Source organism: Paenibacillus suaedae (genome assembly GCF_032337355.1).
Lineage (GTDB): Bacteria > Bacillota > Bacilli > Paenibacillales > Paenibacillaceae > Paenibacillus_B > Paenibacillus_B suaedae.
Genome location: NZ_JAVYAA010000001.1, coordinates 959,019 through 976,853 on the forward strand (window position 1 = coordinate 959,019; position 17,835 = coordinate 976,853).

At 48.2% G+C, this 17,835-nt stretch carries 16 protein-coding genes; 12 read left to right on the forward strand and 4 right to left on the reverse strand.

What is annotated here, in order from left to right; all coding sequences use genetic code 11:
• Positions 1-68 precede the first annotated feature (68 nt).
• From RQP50_RS04225 to RQP50_RS04240, 4 genes are all read left to right on the forward strand, one after another.
• Positions 69-404 carry a YlbF family regulator gene (locus RQP50_RS04225; RefSeq protein ID WP_072731485.1) on the forward strand — a complete coding sequence of 112 codons (336 nt, stop codon included), beginning with the start codon at positions 69-71 and terminating at the stop codon, positions 402-404.
• 113 nt (positions 405-517) lie between these two features.
• On the forward strand, positions 518-823 hold the full coding sequence (locus RQP50_RS04230) for a hypothetical protein (protein ID WP_072731483.1): 306 nt from the start codon (positions 518-520) through the stop codon (positions 821-823).
• Between the two features lie 296 nt (positions 824-1,119).
• Positions 1,120-3,795, forward strand: a complete 2,676-nt coding sequence (locus RQP50_RS04235) for a YhgE/Pip domain-containing protein (RefSeq protein ID WP_315743483.1) — start codon at positions 1,120-1,122, stop codon at positions 3,793-3,795.
• Between the two features lie 141 nt (positions 3,796-3,936).
• The gene (locus RQP50_RS04240) at positions 3,937-5,271 is read left to right on the forward strand and encodes a DRTGG domain-containing protein (RefSeq protein ID WP_072731480.1); all 1,335 of its coding nucleotides are present in this window, start codon (positions 3,937-3,939) and stop codon (positions 5,269-5,271) included.
• Between the two features lie 202 nt (positions 5,272-5,473).
• Here RQP50_RS04240 and RQP50_RS04245 read toward each other — a convergent pair whose 3' ends face one another.
• From RQP50_RS04245 to RQP50_RS04255, 3 genes are all read right to left on the reverse strand, one after another.
• Positions 5,474-5,779, reverse strand: a complete 306-nt coding sequence (locus RQP50_RS04245) for a YtpI family protein (RefSeq protein ID WP_021252171.1) — start codon at positions 5,777-5,779, stop codon at positions 5,474-5,476.
• 125 nt (positions 5,780-5,904) lie between these two features.
• On the reverse strand, positions 5,905-6,399 hold the full coding sequence (locus RQP50_RS04250; protein WP_315743487.1) for a hypothetical protein: 495 nt from the start codon (positions 6,397-6,399) through the stop codon (positions 5,905-5,907).
• Between the two features lie 100 nt (positions 6,400-6,499).
• Entirely contained in the window at positions 6,500-6,826 is a 327-nt protein-coding gene (locus RQP50_RS04255) for a YtrH family sporulation protein (RefSeq protein ID WP_072731478.1), read from the reverse strand.
• 123 nt (positions 6,827-6,949) lie between these two features.
• Between RQP50_RS04255 and RQP50_RS04260 the strand changes: the two genes are divergently transcribed.
• From RQP50_RS04260 to RQP50_RS04295, 8 genes are all read left to right on the forward strand, one after another.
• Positions 6,950-10,660 carry a DNA polymerase III subunit alpha gene (locus tag RQP50_RS04260; RefSeq protein WP_315743492.1) on the forward strand — a complete coding sequence of 1,237 codons (3,711 nt, stop codon included), beginning with the start codon at positions 6,950-6,952 and terminating at the stop codon, positions 10,658-10,660.
• 120 nt (positions 10,661-10,780) lie between these two features.
• Complete coding sequence (locus tag RQP50_RS04265; RefSeq protein ID WP_090512249.1) at positions 10,781-11,305, forward strand: phosphatidylglycerophosphatase A family protein; 525 nt, start codon at positions 10,781-10,783, stop codon at positions 11,303-11,305.
• A gap of 169 nt (positions 11,306-11,474) precedes the next feature.
• Complete coding sequence (locus RQP50_RS04270; RefSeq protein WP_021252166.1) at positions 11,475-11,663, forward strand: hypothetical protein; 189 nt, start codon at positions 11,475-11,477, stop codon at positions 11,661-11,663.
• A 137-nt stretch (positions 11,664-11,800) separates the two neighbouring features.
• Entirely contained in the window at positions 11,801-12,682 is an 882-nt protein-coding gene (gene accD, locus RQP50_RS04275; RefSeq protein ID WP_021259003.1) for an acetyl-CoA carboxylase, carboxyltransferase subunit beta, read from the forward strand.
• Positions 12,672-13,637, forward strand: coding sequence for an acetyl-CoA carboxylase carboxyltransferase subunit alpha (locus RQP50_RS04280; protein ID WP_021252164.1), 966 nt, complete (start codon positions 12,672-12,674; stop codon positions 13,635-13,637). Before accD ends, RQP50_RS04280 begins: the two co-directional genes overlap by 11 nt.
• A 220-nt stretch (positions 13,638-13,857) precedes the next feature.
• On the forward strand, positions 13,858-15,288 hold the full coding sequence (pyk, locus tag RQP50_RS04285) for a pyruvate kinase (RefSeq protein WP_021252163.1): 1,431 nt from the start codon (positions 13,858-13,860) through the stop codon (positions 15,286-15,288).
• Between the two features lie 122 nt (positions 15,289-15,410).
• A complete protein-coding gene (locus RQP50_RS04290; protein WP_315743501.1) occupies positions 15,411-15,911 on the forward strand; it encodes an acyl-CoA thioesterase in 501 nt (166 codons plus the stop codon).
• 153 nt (positions 15,912-16,064) lie between these two features.
• Positions 16,065-16,457 (forward strand): FxsA family protein, encoded by a 393-nt coding sequence (locus tag RQP50_RS04295; RefSeq protein WP_036590083.1) that lies wholly within the window; start codon positions 16,065-16,067, stop codon positions 16,455-16,457.
• A 78-nt stretch (positions 16,458-16,535) separates the two neighbouring features.
• On the opposite strand, the gene ytvI is transcribed toward RQP50_RS04295, so the two are convergent.
• Positions 16,536-17,651, reverse strand: coding sequence for a sporulation integral membrane protein YtvI (gene ytvI / locus RQP50_RS04300; RefSeq protein WP_021252160.1), 1,116 nt, complete (start codon positions 17,649-17,651; stop codon positions 16,536-16,538).
• Between the last annotated feature and the right edge of the window lie 184 nt (positions 17,652-17,835).

The window sequence follows — 17,835 nt, forward strand, 5'->3', positions numbered from 1 at the left end:
TGGATGAGGACAGTAATATGGAACTATGATATGCTGAAGATTGTATTTTTTGCGGGAGGTAATGAATGATGAGCGTATACGACAAAGCGCACGACTTGGCACGTGCATTGCAGTCCTCTGAAGAGGCCAAAGCTGTAGAAGAAGCAATGATAGCAGTGGATGCGAACCCTGAAGGCAAGCAGATGCTGGATGATTTCCGTGCACGTCAGATGGATATGCAGCAAAAGATGATGACAGGTGAAATGCCAGATCAAGAAGAGATGGAAAAGATGGAGAAATTGTTCCAAGTGATCAGCATGAATGCGGATATTGCGAAGCTGTTCGATGCTGAACGCCGCCTTGCCGTTGTCATTCAAGATGTGAATAAGATCGTCTCTGAATCGCTAGGCCACCTGTATCAATAAGGACAAGAAAGAAGTCATGGGATTCATATAACCGGCATACGCTCTAGTATAGGACAAGAATAGAGATGATGCTTCAGATATCACGGCTCGTCTCAAGTAAGGAGCGTAACGGGATGAAAACGGAACATCATACGGCTATTGTGAAACCACGGAATAACTGGAAGCATGTCATATCCATCATACTGGTTGTAGCGATGCTGATTTATGTATTGCCTACATTGAGCTTCAAGGATGGCTGGACAGCAGCTTCGACGTTCGGCGTTGTATGGATTGCGTTTGCGTTGTTGATTGTGGCTGCTCATTTGCACCGCTTGCTGCGGGTGGATGAGGAGACGGAACAGCGTCTGCAGAAGATTAAGCGTGAGAAATATAGACGCCTGGAAGAGCGTATGAAGCGGCAGCCAGCCAGGTTGAAGTAAGCACAATAGCTGACGAATAGAGTCTCTCCATTAGGAGAGGCTCTATTTTTTTGGTTCTGAACCGCTGATTACGGTCATAATTGTGACATTGTGGGGCAGGAGAAGCATCGCTGAAGTGTTGGAAACAGCATTACTTTTTTTGAGTTGGCATTTGGAATATTTGTCTTGGAAAATGGGTTTCATTGGGAAAAAATTTAAAAATTGAAATTTGAAAAAGGCTAAGATATAATACTCACATCTGTCAAATGGGAACCGTATTAACAAAATGGTCATTCGGTCAATAAGGAGGTGACAGCGTGAATAGTATTCGTTTTTTCTGGTCGGAATTCGTGGCGAATATCCGTACCAAAGATGTGCTTGTACCCGTTTTGGGCCTGCTCATTATCCCGCTGCTGTATTGCGGCGTATATCTGGTTGCGAATTGGGATCCTTATAGCAATGTCAAGCATATGCCTGTCGCTGTCGTCAACGAGGATCGACCGGTGATGTACGAAGGGAAAGAGATTGCCATCGGCAGAGAGCTGATCGAGAAGCTGCGCGATAATGAGAAGGTAGAGTTTCATTTTGTAAGCAGGCAGGAAGCGGAACGGGGATTAAGCGAGAACAAGTTCTACTTGATGATCCGCATCCCTGAACAAATGTCGCATAATGCAACGACGATCCTTGATCCGCACCCGCAGCCGATGAACCTGATATACACAGAGAACAGCAGTTATAACTTTATTTCGGGACAGATCTCAGATAAAGTAGTGCAGAACATCAAGGCAGAATTGTCGCGAAAGGTAACGGAAACATATGTTGAGCAAATGTTCAATGCGATTGACAAAGTAGCGGATGGATTGAATGCTGCTAGTGAAGGTGCGAGCCAAATTGAGCAAGGCTTAGGCCAGCTAGGTGAGGGGATTGAGAGGTTCCGCGATGAATTGAATGCGGCGGTCGATTCGAAGACCTCTCAGGCTGGAACGATGGTGGAACGTGCCTTGGAGGAGAACAAAGAGAAGCTTGATCAGATGATTCATAAGGAAATCGATGAAGCGATCCGCAGCAATAAACCGAAGATGATGGATAAGATTCATCGTGAAATTGATACGCAATCTGATAAGTATTATGATATCGTGCACGATTCGCTGCATATCAAAATTGACGAGCTTGTTCGCACCAAATCTATGCCGGCTAAGGAAAAAGTACATGAACAAATTGATCTGCAAGCTAACAAGTATGGTGAGCAAATTCGGGAGAATATGCATAAAGAAATTGATCATGCTTATGAAGCGAACTTGAACAATGTACTGGCGAAGATCAGCAAGGAGCTTGATGATTCGATAACGAAGATGGAGCCTGCAGCTCGTGCCAAGATGCATACCATCATCGATAATGAGTACAGCAAGCTCGACAGCACGATTCGTTCGTCCATTCATCGCTACATTGATGAGAAGGTGGATGCGATCTTTGACGGTGCAATTCAGCGTGGCAAGGATGAGATGAACAAGATCCACGAGGATTTGAAAATACTTGAGGAGAAGCTTAAGCCCTTTGAAGAACAGATTCCGCCTGCTATGAAACCGCAGTGGGATGAGTTGAAGAAGAAACTGGGGGATGCTCGTGCGAAGGTCGAGGATCGCTTGAACGGCGATAATCTGTTGGCGCTCAAGAATAAGGTGAAGCAGGATCTAACGGAGCTTGCGGATAGAGAGCTGAGCAAGGTGGGAAGTTCGCTTGTGAAGAAGCTGCACGAGGCAGCGGATCAGAAGTTCGATGAAGTCTTCCCACAGATACGCTCCATGGCGAACCGCATGGTGATTGCGAAGGCGAATGAATTGGCTCCTCAACTGCGAGACAAGGCGCATGAGCTTGCAGAAAATATGTATCAGCAGAAGTCGAAGCAGCTAGTCGATACGCTGCATACGCTTGTTGATGAGAAATGGAAGGAATACGAGCCGAAAGTCGTTAACGGCATTCATCATAAAGTAAATGATGAGTTGAACCGATTGGCGCCAGAGATTACGAAGAAGCTGCATAAGGCAGCGGACGACAAAGTAAATGCGATGGAGCCTATGGCGCGTGATATGCTGCATAATTTGGCGGATATGAAGCTGAATGAAGCAGCCAGTCATGTGCAGAAGGTTATGTTCCAGAAGATGAGTAATATGCTGAATCAGGTAGAGAAGGCCAAGGCCTCGATTAACGACGGATTTGCGATGCTTTTAGATGGTCAGAAGCGACTGCAAGATGGAGGCGCAGAGCTGCGCGACAAGCTGAGAGAAGGTGCAGAGAAGGCGATGCAGCACCCGACCGACAAAACGTATGAGATGATCTCATCTCCGGTAGGCAGTGACAAGCTGGATAATCATGACGTCACAACGTATGGCGTTGGTATGGCCCCGTATTTCTTATCGCTTGGATTCTTCGTGGGTGCACTTATGTTCTCCATGGTCTATCCGTTGAAACAAACAAGCGGGAGGCCCCCATCTGGTATGGCTTGGATGGTAAGTAAATTTGGCTTTATGACAGTCGAGAGCATTCTGCAAGTGATCATCTGCGGTACAGTTGTACTTACGGTCATTACCCTGCCTGTAACCAATATACCGATGTTCTTCCTTGTATGCTTGACAACGAGCTTAACCTTCTTTGCCTTGATCCAATTTTTCATTACGACGTTTGGCAATGTAGGCCGGTTTATCATTATTATTTTGCTCGTGCTGCAGTTGTCTTCAACGGCAGGAACGTTCCCAATTGAGCTGACACCGCCATTTTTCCAAATGCTTCATCCATGGCTTCCGATGACGTACACAATACGGGCTTTCCGTGGTGTTATCTCACTAGGTGATATGAGCTATGTATGGATGAATCTCGGATTCCTGTCGGTGTACATTGGACTCGCACTGGCAGCAAGCAGCTTGTCGTTCCAAATGTTCTATCGCAAGCTGGTGAACAAGGAGAAGGCAGATTCATCCGCAGTGATTGCGGGATAAGGCTGTGTATTCCCTCGTATGCTTAGCTAACAAGCTGGTATCTGAATCGTCAGATGCCAGCTTGTTTATTTTGCAGTTACCTATAAATATATGGTAAACTAAGCACAGAATACAACAGTTCGGGATATAGGGGTGTAACAGATGGATGGCCATGATGCGACGCTAACGAAGCACGAACAATTGCTGCAGCATATTGAAAGTTTGAAGCCGGGGACGAAAATATCGGTTCGTAAGTTGGCGAAGGAAATGGGCGTTAGTGAGGGAACCGCCTATCGTGCCGTGAAGGAAGCAGAGAGCATCGGGATCGTCGTCACGAAGGAACGTATTGGCACGGTTCGGGTAGAGAAGAAGCCGCGCAATATGTCCGAACAGCTGACATTCGGTGAAGTTGTCGATATTTTAGGCGGTCATGTTCTTGGCGGAAGCCGCGGTCTGATGAAGACGCTGAACAAATACGTCATCGGCGCGATGAAGCTGGATGCCATGGCTCGTTATATTGATGCAGGGAGCTTGCTCATTGTCGGGAACCGCGAGGATGCTCATCGTCTTGCGCTTCAGCATGGAGCAGGTGTACTTATAACGGGTGGATTCGGAACAAGCCGAGAGGTGAAGCTGCTGGCCGATGCGCTGGACTTGCCAATTATCTCTTCGAAGTACGATACATTTACGGTCGGCTCTATGATCAACCGCGCGCTGTTCGACCGGTTAATTAAGAAGAAGATTATGATCGTTGAAGACATCGTTACAGCGAAAGACAAAATGATTGTGCTGCGTCCATCCAGCACAGTTGGCGACTTCCAACGACTGCGTGATGAGACAAGTCATACTCGATTTCCCGTCGTAGACGAGTGGTACCGGGTTATTGGTATGATTACATACAAGGATGTGCTGGGGGCTGAACCAGACACGAGCATTGAAAAGCTCTATACGCGGAGTCCGATCACGGCTACGCTGCAGACGACGCTCGCTTCGGCAGCGCATACGATGGTGTGGGAGGGCGTTGAACTGCTCCCGATCGTTGATCGCAACCGCAAGCTCATTGCTGTAGTGACCAGGCGGCAGGTGCTGCAGGCGATGCGTGATGCCCGTAAGGAGCCGCATCTCGGGGAGACGTTCGATGACCTGATATGGAATGGGTTCGAAGAAGAGCGGGACGATAAGGGGCAGCTCTTTTTCCGTGGTGTCATCACACCACAGATGGTGAATGGATTCGGTTCTGTATCGGAGGGCATCTTATCCACCATTATGACGCAGGCCGCTTTGCGGGCGGTGAAGGATGTTCGCAGCTATGATCACGTTATGGAGAATATGACAACTTATTACGTCCGCCCGCTTCAAATCGAGGATATCGTTACGCTGCATCCGGAATTTATCGAGATGAGCCGCAAGTTTTGCAAGCTGGAATTGTCCATCCGCCACGGAGAGCATCTCGTCGCCAAAGCAATGATGACCGCACAGTCGATCGATCACGACTAGCGCACAGCTATGCACCGCAGTAGGGACTTAATGTTTCGGAGAGAGAATGTATGTCTAGTTGTCTAATCCAAATGAATACGCAAAGAGCAACTGGGACTTAGGTATATGGATAGGGATACTTCACGACGAGCAAATAAATGGGATTGCCTCTGCTGCTGTAACGCGGCATATGAGAGGCAATCCCATTTTGTTGATGAGGCGATTATTTTTTACCTGCGGAATAGATGGCTTGATAATGGCTGTGATTGCGCAGCCCAGCGAACAAATTGAATAATCCGATTACGAGCAGTACAGCTCCTACAATGACTCTAACTGTCGATGCTGTGAACATGAAAATTTGGATCGTTGCGATGAGCAGCAGCATAATTCCCATACACATATTCATTCTAGCCGCATACAAGCCACGAAGCGCTGTGGCCTGCTCACGTCTTGAACGAAAGCTGTAATACACAGACATTCCTGAAGTCACACAAATCAGGATAATGAGCACCCATTGGATAGTTTCCATCGATTAAGCAACTCTCCTTCTTTGACAATATGGAAACGAATACAATCTAAACTCCTTTATATTACCATATTCCAGGGGGCTGTCCTACAAGATTTAGTGGGATGCCTAAGCGAGTGATGATTCTCTTAAGGGGATGTTGGTACATAAGGATGTACATCAATCCACACATGAAGCACTCCTTCGGTGACGAGCATTGTTCGGAGCTGAACCGTGTAGTCCTTGTCATTCACGTCGGGATATATTTTACGGGACAATAGCCCTTCCACAAGCTTGCTGTACTCATCAATTTTGAATACGTTGCGTCCCTTCAATACGGCTAAGTCCTTGAGCAAGCGCCGTCGCAGTTCCATTTCATCTGCTTGCGGGATGCTAGTGTCGTTCTGCTGTTTGTAGATGTGCAGGTCGATGCTTTTAATAATGGTTTTCCGATTTTTGTAGCGAAGCAAGTCTTCCGTTTCAGCCTTGTAATGGGCAAGACGGTCGCGCAGATCAATATTGATCATCATGACCTCATTAAATTGACGCAAATAGACCGCATGGTAGATTCCCGCACCGATGACGCTGCCGACAATAATGAGTGCGAGATTGCTGAGCCATAATGGGGTTGTACGCTGGCGCATCGTGCAAGCTCCTTCCTTCCCTTGACTCCTTTACGCGATGTTATGCGCGATTCCGGCGTAAGAAGTGGTTGATGCAGAATGAAATCGGTGGTGTATTGCGTTATACGCGTTCCCGGCAAATCCAGTGAACGAGCTCTGTGCTGAGGTGAGCTCCCAAGAATGATACGAAAATGAAGATAAGCTGCTTAAAGACTGGATTCAAGTTGCCCATCCAGAAGTTGCTCTCGATGACTCGGATCGGGTCGATCGTTCCACCTACGGCAGCTACGACTGCCCATATTTTAAGATGCTCCGCAATATGGCGCATCGTATCAGAAGGGGGTTGAAGAGCGATGACGGACCCTATGCCCGCCAGTATGGCACCTCCGAGTACAATGCCGAAGGCGATGAAGAAATCGAGAAGTGCTTTCGAGAGAAATGAACCCATCGTAACGCCCCTTTTCACATAGAATTGCCCTTTGTACATGTATAGGACTTGCTGGCGGAATTATGATACAATAAGAGACGAAAATATGTTCGTATAACATGGCAGGTTGAAGGAGTGAATGGTATGGATCAGTTCGTGCATTTGCACGTGCATAGTGAATACAGCTTGCTCGACGGAGCAGCGCGTATTGAAGCGCTTGCTGCACGAGCAGCCGCATGCGGAATGAAGGCGCTAGCCCTCACGGATCATGGGGTGATGTACGGAATCATTCCTTTCTATAAAGCATGTATGTCGCATGGCATTAAACCCATTATTGGCGTGGAAGCGTATGTAACGACAGGAGCGCTCCAGGAGAAGGTATCGCGCAAGGAACAGCCTATTTATCATTTCATATTGCTGGCGAAGAATGAGCAGGGATACCGCAATTTGATGAAGATTTGCTCGGTAGGGCACTTGGAGGGATTTCATTATAAGCCTCGTGTCGATATGGATACGCTCCGCAAATACGCAGATGGGATAATCGCGCTAAGCGCTTGCCTTGGCGGCGAGGTGTCGCAGCATGTGCTTCATGGCAATGAAGAGGCAGCGCGCAGCGCGGTAGAACGATATAAGGATATTTTCCGTGATGGATTTTATATTGAGCTGCAGGACCATGGCCTTCCGGAACAGAAGAAGGTTAACATTGGCCTTATAGCTTTAAGTGAGCAGACGGGCGTTCCGCTCGTTGCAACGAATGATGTGCACTATTTGCAGCAGGAAGATGCAGCGATGCAGGATGTCCTTATTTGCATAGGTACGGGGAAGTCGGTTGAGGATGAGGGGCGGATGCGCATGCATACCGACCAGATGTACTTTAAGTCGCAGGAAGAGATGGCGGCATTGTTCCGTCATGTCCCGGAAGCGGTTGCGAATACGGCTCGTATTGCGGAGCAGTGCAATGTGACGCTCGACTTCGGAGGGCATGTCCTTCCCGCCTATCATCCGCTCCCTGAAGGCATGAATGCAGGACAGTATGTGCGACAATTGTGCGAAGAGGGGCTGACGAGCCGCTATCAAGCACTGCCGGAATGGCAGGATGAAGCCTTCCAGCGAGAGGCGAGAGAGAGGCTTGTCTATGAGCTGAATACGATTGAGAATATGGGATTCTCTGATTACTTCCTTATCGTGTGGGATTTCATTCGCTTCTCCCATGAACAAGGCATTATGACAGGTCCCGGACGGGGCTCGTCAGCGGGTAGTCTTGTGGCATATTGTTTGCGGATTACGAATGTCGATCCGCTCAAGTATCATTTATTGTTCGAGCGATTTTTGAATCCGGAACGGGTGACGATGCCTGATATCGATATTGACTTCAATGATGAGCGGCGTGATGAGGTTATTGCTTATGTTGCGAATAAGTACGGCCATGACCGCGTGGCGCAGATTATTACGTTCGGTACGATGGCTGCGCGGGCAGCGGTGCGGGATGTCGGCAGGGCATTGAATGTGCCTTATAACGATACGGATCGGGTAGCGAAGCTGATTCCGAATCAACTCGGAGTCACGCTTGAGAAGGCATTGCGGGCAAGCAGCGAGCTAAGCAGTTGGAGAGAACGTGATTCGCGCATACGCGAGCTTATTGATATGGCATCTAAGGTAGAAGGCATGCCGCGCCACGCATCAACCCATGCAGCAGGTGTTGTCATCAGTGAGGAGCCGTTAACGCATTATGTCCCCCTGCAGGCAGGAACCGAGAATATTGCTCTCACCCAATACTCGATGGAAAATTTAGAATCGATCGGCTTGCTGAAGATGGATTTCCTCGGCTTGCGAACATTGTCGATTATTGAACGAACCTTAGAATGGGTCAATCTTCGCGGCGATGAACCGCTTGATCTAGGCATGATTGATGATGCGGATGAGGCGACCTATGAACTGTTGTGCCGAGGGGATACGACAGGGTTGTTCCAGCTTGAATCAGCTGGCGTACGGCGTGTTCTGCGAGAACTGAAGCCATCTGTATTTGAAGATATCGTATCCGTGCTTGCGTTGTATCGTCCGGGTCCAATGGAGTTCATCCCGAACTATATTCATAGCAAGCATGGGTTGAAAGCTGTCGAATATCCCCATCCCGATCTGAAGCCAATCCTGCAGGATACGTACGGGATTATTGTCTATCAAGAGCAGATTATGCATATCGCCTCCAGAATGGCAGGCTTCTCTCTTGGAGAAGCGGATTTGCTGCGGCGCGCGGTCTCGAAGAAGAAGCGGGAAGTGCTTGATCAAGAGCGGCGTCATTTCGTAGAAGGCAGTCTGAATCAAGGGTATACGGAAGTGGAAGCAAATCGGGTGTACGATATGATCGTTCGCTTCGCTGATTATGGATTCCCACGGGCTCACGCAGCTGCATACGGCGTGCTAGCCTTCCAGACTGCCTATTTGAAGGCTCACTATCCAACAGAATTTATGGCGTCCATGCTGACAGCGAATATGGGAAGCCATCGGAAGATTGCAGAGTACATTGAAGATTGTCGAAGAATAGGCATAACGGTATCGCCTCCGGATGTTAATGAAAGCTATGTTCGCTTTACGCCCGTTGATGGCGCAATTCGCTTCGGCCTTGGCGCGATTAAGAATGTGGGTACGCTTGCGATAGAGAGCATATTGAAACAGCGACAGGAGAAGCCATTTGCAGATTTGCTCGATTTCTGTCAGCGAGTTGATCTTCGGGTGTGCAATCGCAGAGTCATTGAATCGCTTATTCAAGCGGGGGCATTCGATTCACTTCCAGGTCATCGGGCACAGCTATTGGCCATGCTGGATGAGGCCTTGGATGCGGCTGCGAAATGGCGTAAGGAAAGAGAGGATCTTCAAATTCAATTGTTCGGCTTCGTCGAAGTAAACAATTGGACGATTGATTATCCGAATATACCGCCGTTCGCTATGGCAGAGCAGCTGGAGCTGGAGCGCGAGCTGCTCGGATTATACTTATCCGGTCATCCGCTGGATGACCATGCGCAGCTGCTGGAGTCCTCCGAGACGGATCGGCTTGTTGATTTGCATGAGGTACCGGACGAGAGTGAGTGTACCGTTGCCGGGATGGTTGTGTCGCTTCGAACGATAATGACGAAGAAGGGCAAGCCGATGGCATTCATTGAAATTGAGGATCGAATCGAGCGGGCTGAAGTGGTGCTGTTCCCCGAAGTGTGGCGCCGATCAGAGCCGTTGATTGGGAAGGGAGCATTGATTGCGCTGCGGGCGAAGGTGCAGCGTCAGGACGAAGGCTACAAGCTGCTTGCTGACGAGGTTGTACCGCTTGAGCCCCATGCGATTGCTGCGTTGACGAAGCGTGCTGCCCATCGCAGACGCTCCTCTGAGACGCGTGGTGGGCAAGCTTCTCAGTCGCGCATGGCCGGCGAACAACCGTCTGGACGAAGCCCGAATCAACGAGAGGCGGCGGTCAACCTACAACGTGGTGCTGAAGCGGCTGCCGACATGAACCGAGATGCGGGCAGCATGTCTGCGGATAGGACGGATAGGAGTTCATCCGCAGCTCGTCTGCGGAACACAGCACAGGGTGGGGGAACCGAAGCTCCTGCTTCCAGAACGAGTGGGCGCCAATCACAGCGACAGCGAGTATATATTAAGATTACAGCCGATCATGAGCGGCCAGATCTGCTGCAACAGCTGAAGGAACTCTTGAAGTCGCAGCCAGGGCCGCTGCCGACTGTATTGTTCTATGAGCGAGAACAGCAATTGCGGGCGCTTAGCGAGGCATATTCGCTGAAGCCGTCGCCGGATCTGTTCAAGCGGATCGAATCAATGTTCGGTGCAGGAACCGTACGCGTCAAATAACAAATGTCAGGGATCGAATCTCCTCCCGCAAGTAGCACAATTCCTTATCATCTCGCATAGAGTGGTCATACGCCCTATTCACGGGTAGGTGAAGTTGAAGGGGCGAAGGGAGGGGACGCCATGACATTCAATATGGCGGAACAATGGCTTGTTAAGCGCGGCGTATCACTTGAATCCATCGCGGAGATTGTGCTCCATCTTCAGCAGCCATACAATGCAGCGTTGACGCTGGAGGATTGTCTGGACAGCGTACGAGCCGTAACTCGCAAGCGCGAAGTTCAATATACGCTCATTACAGGCATTGCATTGGATTTGCTTGCCGAGCAGAAGCTGCTGCCGGAGCCGCTTCAAGCGATTATGGAGACGGATGAATCCTTGTATGGTGTTGATGAGACACTTGCTCTTGGCATTACGAGCGTATATGGAATGATCGGCCTCACCAGCTTCGGATACTTGGATAAGGCCAAGCTTGGCATCATTCATCAGCTCAATTCGGATCGTACGCGAATTCATGTTTTTCTAGATGATATTGTAGCCGGATTAGCTGCTGCTGCGTCAGCTAGAATTGCCCATCACGATAAGCGTGCTCAGCAGTATGGCGAGGGTGGAGCCTGCAAGCTTGACGATAAGAATGCAAATTCTTAAAGAATACGAATAGCCGAGATAGGATAAGGCTTGGCGCTGGTTCATCATTGCTTATTGGGCAGTGCATTGCAGCAAGTCTGTTGGAATTTGTTGCGATGAAATTGACAATTATGATATCATAATGGCATTATATGAGCCGTTTCTGGAACGTTAGGGGGGTCAATCGCGCGTGTGGACTGTTATCTACATCGCACCGACTGCCAATTTAGCAGATAAGATTCAGCGCAAGCTGACCGAGGAAGGATTCCTTATTCAGATCCGTCCAATCCATCTGTCTAAACAACAGTTTGAAATTCTAGTGCCTTCCGGAGAAGTTGAAGAGGTTCAGGAAGTGCTTAATTCGATCTTGCATGCATGATGCGGCTGATGAATGACGATGTTATCGTTCAAACAGCCGATTTTTGTTGTCTATGGTTAGGACAATCTCTAGTATGAAGCAATAGGATGATGTCCTGTATTTCAACTGGAGAAATCACGCCTAAAGAGGTGTATCGGGTGTTTAAAGACTTATTTCAAAAGAAAAAGTACGCAACGGTGCCGTCCGGATCTGTACACGATGACCGTCCCAAACGCGAAATACCCGAAGGTTTGATGAATAAATGTCCAAAATGTGGCTCGATTCAATATCATAAAGAGCTGGAGAAAAACCTGAAGGTATGTACGCAATGCGGGCATCATATGCGCTTGAATGCAAGGGAGCGCATTGAGATGACTTTGGATGAAGGCCGATTTTTTGAATATGATGCGGATATCGTATCCGCAGATCCGCTTGCTTTTCCAGAATATAAGGACAAGCTGGAACAGCAAAGAGCGAAATCCGGCATGGATGAAGCTGTTATTACGGGCGAGGGGACAATTGGAGGATTTCCGGTTGTCGTAGCTGTGATGAGCTTCGATTTCTTCACTGGCAGCATGGGTTCGGCAACAGGAGAAAAAATTACACGAGCTATTGAAACTGCTATGCAGAAACAATATCCGTTAGTCATCTTCTCTACATCTGGCGGCGCAAGAATGCAGGAGAGCATCTTGAGTCTGATGCAGATGGCCAAGACAAGTGCAGCGCTTGGGAAATTCCATGAAGCAGGCGGATTCTATATTTCGGTATTCACGGATCCGACTATGGGTGGAGTGTCTGCAAGCTTCGCTATGCTTGGCGACATCATTATAGCTGAGCCTGGGGCAAGAGTAGGCTTTGCTGGCCGTCTCGTAATCGAGCAGACGATTCGTCAGAAGCTTCCGGAAGAATTCCAAACGGCTGAATTCAATCAGAAGCATGGACAAATCGATCTGGTTGTGCAGCGCAAGGACATGAAGTCCACGTTGGCGAAACTTATCGATCTGCATACGGTGAAAGGGGATGTAGCTCATGGCGAATGAACTTCCGTTCGAGCAACCTTTGGTGGAGTTGAAGCAGAAGATTGCTGAATTAAAACGGTTCGGCGACGAGAAGCAAATTGACTTTACTGAAGAAATCGCCCGGTTGGAGGAGCGTTACGCCAAGTTAGCGGCAGAGATCTATGCTAGCATCTCCCCATCGCAGAAAATGCACTTGGCGAGACACCAACAGCGACCAACCACACTGGATTTTGTTCAGCATATATTTACTGATTTCATTGAGCTTCATGGTGACCGACTGTTCGGCAACGATCTTGCTATTGTGGGCGGATTGGCGCGACTGAACGGGGTGCCGGTAACGGTAATCGGACATCAGCGGGGCAAGGATACTAAGGACAACATTGCAAGATTCTTCGGCAGCCCGCATCCAGAAGGCTTCCGTAAGGCACTTAGGCTCATGCATCAAGCGGACAAGTTCGGTCGTCCGATCATTACTTTCATCGATACGAAGGGTGCATATCCAGGCAATACAGCTGAGGAACGAGGACAATCAGAAGCTATTGCACGCAATTTGCGGGATATGGCCATGTTCGGCGTGCCAATTATTTGCGTCGTCATCGGTGAAGGTGGAAGCGGCGGCGCGCTCGCGCTCGGCGTAGGCAACCGAGTTCTTATGTTGGAGAATGCAATCTATTCATGCATTTCCCCGAACGGTGCTGCATCTATCCTCTGGAAGGATGCGTCCAAAGCCGACCAAGCAGCAGAAGCGATGAAGATTACAGCTTCTGACCTGAAGGAACTCAATGTGATCGAGGAGATCATTCCAGAGCCTCAAGGCGGTGCGCATAAGGATGTTGAAGCGGCCTCTGCCAACATGAAAGATGCGCTCTGGCGTCATCTGACCGAGCTGATGGGGATGTCCCCAGAGCAGCTTCGCGAAGATAGATATGACAAATTTCGCAATATTGGCGAGTTCGGCATTCTGCAGCACGGATAAGTTCAGTGGCGTCTGTGTCCTGAATCCCGCGTCCTGACAGGGATGACACGGTTTTCATAAGTCAATTGACTTAAAATATCGTTCACTGGTAAAACTTATAAATATGATTATCTTCATATACAAATTTTATTGAGTATAGTAAATTAGATAGTTGAGAGCCTTGTTTTTAGCAATACAATATAGAGATACAGAGAGACACACATAATTGGAGGAAGCCCATATGCGTAAAACAAAAATCGTCTGTACTATCGGTCCTTCCAGCGAATCTTTAGAGAACACTAAAAAATTGATTATGGCTGGCATGAACGTTGCTCGTCTCAATTTTTCACATGGTGATTTTGAAGAGCATGGCAACCGAATCAAAAACATTCGTCAAGCATCCCAAGAATTGAACAAAACGGTTGCAATTCTCCTTGATACGAAAGGCCCTGAAATTCGTACAGGTAAGCTTGCTGTTGACTCCGTTGACCTCGTTGAAGACGAGTTCATCACATTGACAACAGAAGAGATCCTTGGCGATAAAGACCGCATCTCCGTAACTTACGAGAACTTGCCTCGTGACGTTGAAGTCGGTTCCACAATCTTGATCGATGACGGCCTCGTTGGTTTGACGGTTGTTGAGATTCAAGGTACAGAAATCAAATGTAAAATCGTTAACGGCGGCACAATCAAGAGCAAAAAAGGCGTTAACGTTCCTGGTGTGAAAATTTCCTTGCCAGGTATTACAGAAAAAGACGCGAACGACATCCGCTTCGGTATCGAGCAAGGCGTTGATTTCATCGCTGCTTCGTTCGTTCGTAAAGAGCAAGACGTTTTGGAAATTCGTGAATTGCTTGAGAAGCACAATGCAACTCATATCCAAATCATTTCCAAAATCGAAAACCAAGAAGGCGTAGACAACCTGGATGCAATCCTGGAAGCGTCTGACGGCTTGATGGTTGCTCGTGGTGACCTTGGCGTTGAAATTCCAGCTGAAGAAGTTCCACTCGTTCAGAAGCGTATGATCGAGAAGTGCAACTTGGCTGGCAAGCCAGTTATCACAGCTACACAAATGCTTGATTCCATGCAACGCAACCCACGTCCTACACGTGCGGAAGCAAGTGACGTGGCAAACGCAATCTTCGACGGTACGGATGCAATCATGTTGTCCGGTGAAACAGCTGCTGGTAAATACCCAGTTGAATCCGTATTGACAATGTCCCGTATCGCTGAAAAAGCTGAATCTGCGCTTGAATACCGTGAAATCTTGGTAAAACAAAGCTCGAGACAGCAAGCTACAGTTACTGATGCAATCAGCCAAGCAGTTGCTAACACAGCTCTTGATCTGGATGCAAAGGCAATCATCAGCTCTACACAAACAGGCTACACAGCGCGTATGGTATCCAAATACCGTCCGAAAGCTCCAATCATCGCTGTGACTCCTTCTGAGCAAGTAATGCGTGGTTTGTCCTTGACTTGGGGTGTTACTCCAGTTAAAGTCGATCAAGCTACTTCTACAGACGAAATGTTCGACGTTGCTGTTGCAGGCGGCGTGAAGACAGGCATCGTTGCAGAAGGCGACTTGGTTGTGATCACAGCTGGTGTTCCTACAAGCTGTGCAGGTTCTACAAACCTTGTTAAAGTAAGCCAAATCGGACAAGGCCGTTGCTAATAAGAATAGGCCTATCCAATTGAATATAGAAGCAATACCAGACAAGAGCAATGGTTGAACCATTGCTCTTGCTGTATTTGTGAACGTACCCTCGAATGCGCTACAATGGAGGAGGAATGAAGATGTATCATGACGCTAGGGAAGAAGATCAATCGGTATGGTTTGGTTATCCGCTGCGTGTTCGCTATCAAGAGACAGATCGAATGAATGTCGTATTCCATGGCAACTATGTGACGTGGTTCGAAGTCGGAAGAACGGAATGGATTCGAGCTCTCGGTATGAACTATCGGGATCTTGAAGCAAGAGGGCTGCTGCTCCCTGTGGTCGATTTGCAGGTGAGGTTCAAGCGTCCCGCATACTATGATGATCGAGTGATGGTATATACTCGCTTGATGCAGCTGTCGCCTCTCCGGTTGACATTTGAGTCACAAGTATGCAGGATAGAGGGCGGTACAGACACAGGCCTGCCTGAAGCAGGCTGGGTCTCTAAGCCATCCGGCAAGCTGCTCGTGGAAGGAACAACTACTCTTGCTTGGCTGAATGCGGATTGGCGGCCTATTCGTCTTGAGCGGGAAGCGGAAGATGTATGGTCATTGCTGGAGCGAATGCGCCCGACCTCTTAATTCATCTTCAGTATGAAGGATGTTGATTTCTCCATTTCAAGAGATGGATGGGAATGATTCTACTTAGAATGTCATCCATGAGAGTTGCATGATTGTAATGCAAGATGCAATGCATAAGTCATTATGCAAGGGAGGGAATGGTTCTTGAATCCGATGGTATGGGTACTCATTACTCTGACATTAATTCCTGCACTGGAAGTGTACGGTTTCGTACTGATGAGCAACTGGGTAGGGGGCTGGAATACGTTCCTGTTGATATTGCTTACCGGGGTTATCGGAGCAGTAATTGCGCGCTACGAAGGGAATCAAGTGTTGGCAGAAGCTCAGAAGCAGATGCAGGCAGGGCAAATTCCAGGACGTTCTGCGGTAGAAGGCCTATGTATTCTTGCAGGAGGAATCTTACTGCTTACACCGGGATTCTTTACGGATATTATTGGCTTCACACTTGTATTTCCGCTGACTAGACCGATCTATCGGCACTATCTGCTTAAGTGGTTGGAGAAAAAGATGAAGGACGGAAATTTTATTTATTTCCGCCGTTTCTAAACTTGAAATATACACGCCCGCTGAATGGTGAAGAACCATGTGGCGGGCGTTTTTGTGTACATTTGAACAGTGCGTTTTTTATTTTCTGCCGCTGATAATATACGTCTGTAAATCCAGAAAGACATTTGCTCGCTTCATGGCAGACAGCAGAACGAGGGAAACGGGACCGACAATAAGTCCGAGGAAGCCGAACAACTGCATGCCGACGAACATGGCAATTAGCATGAGGAGCGGATCAAGACCGACTGTTGACGCCAGTACCTTCGGCTCCATAATCTGCCTCGTGAGCAGGACGATGGCATATACGATAAGTAAGCCGATGCCAAGCGAACCTTGGTCAACGGCAAAGCAGTATACAATCCATGGAATCATGACAGCACCGACACCAAGGTACGGCAGCAAATCGATAATGCCGACGAGAAGGCCTATGGTGATTGCATAATCCACGCGCAGAACAATGAGTCCTGTTGTAATGATGAACATCGTAATGGAAATCAGAAATAACTGGGCTCGCAAGTAACCGAATAGGGCCTGCTTCAGATCGCCCCAGATCGTACGCATGGATTGATTAATGGAGGCAGGCATGGCACGTGCAGGGATGCCCATCCAACGCGACCAGTCCTTGCTTATGAAGAAGGCGGATAAGAGAATGATGATTGAGATGGATGCCACATTTGGAAGACTGGACAAGAGACGGACGATCGCATCCAGAAAAGAGGTGATGAAGTTGGTGATCACTGTCGTTATCTTTTCTGCAGTGCTCGATAAGTTACTGTTGATCGAGCCTTGAAGATTTGGATTATCTTTGTATAAGGAGCCAAGCGTTTCAAGAAATGTGCGAACCTTATCATTTTCGAACAGCTGAATAAAGAATTCCCTCCATAGACGGAGAAAATGATCCATAGAATTGGACAGATTATAAACCTCTCTCACCACACGCGTAACTACCGCTGCCGCAACCGTTAGCATCGACGTAATGAACAGGGTCAAGCATATCGTAACACTTAGCCAGCGCGGCATGCGGAACTGTTCTGACATCCACTCAACAACGGGATTGAGCATTAGAGCGATCAGCCAGGCAATGAGAAACGGATAGAGCAGGGGGACTAATAGATAGCAGGATAAGAGTATAAGTATACCAACGGTCAATACCCACCCTCCGCGAAGAATACGCTTGATGATGTGCTGCTCCATGATCTCAATCACCTCCATGAATCCTACTGTAAATCCTCGGTTTCCCAGCACGTCCGATCTGGGAGGACGACCCTCTCTATATGCTATGCGCCATACCCAATTTCCTTGATTTTTTCTTTTTATCCTCAATGATTTCAAGGTGTTTAAAAAACGTTTATACCTCTGATAAAGCATTTCTATCCAT

Coding starts and splice junctions, on each gene's coding strand:
- RQP50_RS04225 (WP_072731485.1), top strand. CDS start 69: ATGAGCGTATACGACAAAGCGCACGACTTGGCACGTGCATTGCAGTCC.
- RQP50_RS04295 (WP_036590083.1), top strand. CDS start 16,065: ATGGTATGGGTACTCATTACTCTGACATTAATTCCTGCACTGGAAGTG.
- RQP50_RS04250 (WP_315743487.1), bottom strand. CDS start 6,399: ATGCGCCAGCGTACAACCCCATTATGGCTCAGCAATCTCGCACTCATT.
- ytvI (WP_021252160.1), bottom strand. CDS start 17,651: ATGGAGCAGCACATCATCAAGCGTATTCTTCGCGGAGGGTGGGTATTG.
- RQP50_RS04230 (WP_072731483.1), top strand. CDS start 518: ATGAAAACGGAACATCATACGGCTATTGTGAAACCACGGAATAACTGG.
- RQP50_RS04245 (WP_021252171.1), bottom strand. CDS start 5,779: ATGGAAACTATCCAATGGGTGCTCATTATCCTGATTTGTGTGACTTCA.
- RQP50_RS04290 (WP_315743501.1), top strand. CDS start 15,411: ATGTATCATGACGCTAGGGAAGAAGATCAATCGGTATGGTTTGGTTAT.
- pyk (WP_021252163.1), top strand. CDS start 13,858: ATGCGTAAAACAAAAATCGTCTGTACTATCGGTCCTTCCAGCGAATCT.
- RQP50_RS04280 (WP_021252164.1), top strand. CDS start 12,672: ATGGCGAATGAACTTCCGTTCGAGCAACCTTTGGTGGAGTTGAAGCAG.
- RQP50_RS04265 (WP_090512249.1), top strand. CDS start 10,781: ATGACATTCAATATGGCGGAACAATGGCTTGTTAAGCGCGGCGTATCA.
- RQP50_RS04255 (WP_072731478.1), bottom strand. CDS start 6,826: ATGGGTTCATTTCTCTCGAAAGCACTTCTCGATTTCTTCATCGCCTTC.
- RQP50_RS04240 (WP_072731480.1), top strand. CDS start 3,937: ATGGATGGCCATGATGCGACGCTAACGAAGCACGAACAATTGCTGCAG.
- RQP50_RS04260 (WP_315743492.1), top strand. CDS start 6,950: ATGGATCAGTTCGTGCATTTGCACGTGCATAGTGAATACAGCTTGCTC.